This is a genomic window from Phaeobacter sp. HF9A (genome assembly GCF_011806385.1).
Taxonomy (GTDB): Bacteria; Pseudomonadota; Alphaproteobacteria; order Rhodobacterales; family Rhodobacteraceae; genus Epibacterium.
This window is the reverse complement of sequence record NZ_JAATOX010000222.1, coordinates 1-2,803: the sequence shown is the minus strand read 5'-3', so window position 1 is coordinate 2,803 and position 2,803 is coordinate 1. Positions and strand designations below refer to the sequence as shown.

Sequence of the window (2,803 nt, the reverse complement as noted above, 5' to 3'; positions counted from 1 at the left end):
CATGCGCTTTAGAACCGGCGCATACGGAAGACGGAGACCCCCATGGCCGATGATCTTATCAATAGCTTCATGAACGGACCTGACGAACAGGGTCGTTTCGGCATCTTCGGTGGCCGCTTTGTGAGCGAAACGCTGATGCCGCTGATCCTCTCGCTGGAGGAAGAATACGAAAAAGCCAAGGTAGACCCGGATTTCTGGGCCGAGATGGATGATCTGTGGAAACACTATGTTGGTCGTCCCAGCCCGCTTTATCATGCCGAGCGCCTGACCGAGCATCTGGGCGGCGCCAAGATCTACCTCAAGCGCGACGAGCTCAATCACACCGGCGCGCATAAGGTGAACAACGTGCTGGGACAGATCCTGTTGGCGCGCCGCATGGGCAAGACCCGGATCATCGCCGAAACGGGTGCCGGCCAGCACGGGGTGGCGACAGCCACCGTCTGCGCCAAGTTTGGTCTGAAATGCGTCGTCTACATGGGGGCCCATGACGTGCGCCGCCAGGCGCCGAATGTGTTCCGCATGCGCCTGCTTGGTGCAGAGGTGATCCCGGTGACCTCCGGTCGTGGCACGCTCAAGGATGCGATGAACGATGCGCTGCGCGATTGGGTGACCAATGTGCGCGACACCTTCTACTGCATTGGCACTGTCGCGGGCCCGCACCCCTATCCGGCGATGGTGCGCGATTTCCAGTCGATCATCGGCAAGGAAGTGCGCTGGCAATTGGCCGAGCAGGAGGGCGAAGGCCGCCTGCCGGATACCGTCATCGCGGCGATCGGCGGCGGCTCCAACGCCATGGGCCTGTTCCACCCCTTCCTCGATGATCCGTCGGTGAACATCATCGGCGTTGAGGCCGGTGGCAAGGGCGTGGACGAGAAGATGGAGCATTGCGCCTCCCTCACCGGCGGACGCCCCGGCGTGCTGCATGGCAACCGCACCTATCTGTTGCAGGATGACGACGGCCAGATCCTCGAAGGTTTCTCGATTTCAGCAGGTCTGGACTATCCCGGCATCGGGCCGGAGCATGCCTGGCTCAACGATACCGGCCGGGCGAAGTATGTCTCCATCACCGACAAGGAAGCGCTGGAAGCTTTCCAGCTCTCCTGTGCGCTGGAGGGTATCATCCCGGCGCTGGAGCCCAGCCACGCGCTGGCCCATGTGATGAAAATCGCACCGGAGCTGCCCAAGGACCATATCATCGTGATGAATATGTGTGGACGCGGCGACAAGGACATCTTCACCGTCGCGCGTCATCTCGGTTTCGACATGTCGGATACCGAAGAAGGCCGCGATCTGGACGATTGAGAAACAAGGGGGAGTGCCGACGGGCCTCCCCTTTTTCATCTTGCCGCACAGATCTAACGTGTGAGCGTGGTCGGTATTTTGGTGACTGAAAGGCGCTGGCGAAGGTGGCAGAGCGCCCCTGGCCCAAATGGTGGCAAGACGGAGGTTCGTTCAATCGCCACCGTCAGGCCTGTCAGGCGTTGCCGAAGTAGACTTCCGGCTCCACAAGCGTTCCATCTTCGGTGGCGATGTAGAACACGCCGTCCTTCACTTCGCCAAGCTTGCCATACTCGGAATGCGTGACCTCGAAGTCATTCAATGTGACGCGACCATCCTCGTCGAAGCTTGTCGAGGTTTCGGCGGTGATACCGAAGTCGCGGGTCAATTCAGACGCCCTAATATTATACCACATGCCTGTGACAGCTAGATCATGCGCCTGTTTTTCTTCAGCTCGGGCCAGTTGCTCAGGGGAAAGCTCCGCCAAAGCCAATTCAGCGTCCTCAAGCTTTGCGTGTGACCAAAGAAAACCGCTATCGGTTTCAGCCCCAACGGCACTATCATCAAATGGATAAGTAACTGTGTTTCTTGCCCAGTTTACCTGCTTGGCAGCGGTAGTCATGTCACCCAAACGTTCCGCAGCCGCCGCGACAGCATCTTCACGGGTCTCATAGTGGCCCATACCCGGTTGCTGAGCTTTCGCCATAGCATCAGCGGTGTACAGTCCCACAGACAGACGGTTCTTGTATCCGTTCTCTGCCTGAAAGGCATCGGATGCGGCCTGTCTGGCATAGGCGTCGGCGAATATTTTGGCGCGCTGCGCAGGATCCGAGAACCGTCCCCCGTAGGTGCCGCCTTCCTCGGGAATTCCTGTTTCCGCATTCTCCGATACAGGTGCAGCGGGTTCTCCCGCCTGCGCCGCAACGGCAGTATTACTGAGAGCATATCGCAGGGCCTGATCGGTGCCTGATGATGCCGCCAGGGACGCCTTCGGCGCCCCTTTGCCATCCTGGCTTACCCCTGCGGTTTTGAATAGGGCGAGCGTATGTTCGCTCAGGGATTGGTTGAAAAACATAGTGACCTCTCGATGTCTCAAAGTCTTGAGCCATTTTGTTCATGAGAGATTTAATAAATATGCCTACGATACACGCATAGGGAGATTGTTTTCATGACATTGCAATGCGCTACCGTGTGAGGCGGCGCATTGCAATGTCATGGCGGGGCAAGTGTCTACGTTGGAAAGGCCAGCCAGGCGGATATTCAGCCCCGGAGATCTGTAATCCTGAGTTCTGAGTATCTGTGTTCCGCTTGCATTCCAGCCTTGGTGACAGCCGAGCTCAGTTGAATTTATCGAGCAGCTTTTGCATCGCGCTGCGGTCATCTGCGGCGGGTGGGGCCGTTTTTTTGGATTCGGTGGCGGGGGCGGCGGCGGGTGCAGAAGGCCCAGCCTCAGCGGATGCGGCACCAGCCGGGTGAACTTGCCCCAATGCATCACCCCGTACAGAACCTGCAATATCCCCCTCAA

General features: G+C 58.5%; 2 protein-coding genes and 1 pseudogene. 1 reads left to right on the top strand and 2 read right to left on the bottom strand.

Annotated features, from left to right (window positions below; genetic code table 11):
• The first annotated feature begins 42 nt into the window (after positions 1-42).
• Positions 43-1,302: a tryptophan synthase subunit beta gene (gene trpB, locus HCZ87_RS20435; RefSeq protein ID WP_167646925.1), complete on the top strand. Its 1,260-nt coding sequence runs from the start codon at positions 43-45 to the stop codon at positions 1,300-1,302.
• Between the two features lie 172 nt (positions 1,303-1,474).
• On the opposite strand, the gene HCZ87_RS20430 is transcribed toward trpB, so the two are convergent.
• The gene (locus tag HCZ87_RS20430; protein WP_167646923.1) at positions 1,475-2,353 is read right to left on the bottom strand and encodes a hypothetical protein; all 879 of its coding nucleotides are present in this window, start codon (positions 2,351-2,353) and stop codon (positions 1,475-1,477) included.
• A 262-nt stretch (positions 2,354-2,615) separates the two neighbouring features.
• Positions 2,616-2,803, bottom strand: a pseudogene (locus HCZ87_RS20895) (aminoacyl-tRNA hydrolase); the annotation flags it as partial.

Bases quoted from the DNA above. Each gene is read 5' to 3' on its own strand.
- HCZ87_RS20430 (WP_167646923.1), bottom strand. From the start codon at position 2,353: ATGTTTTTCAACCAATCCCTGAGCGAACATACGCTCGCCCTATTCAAA.
- trpB (WP_167646925.1), top strand. From the start codon at position 43: ATGGCCGATGATCTTATCAATAGCTTCATGAACGGACCTGACGAACAG.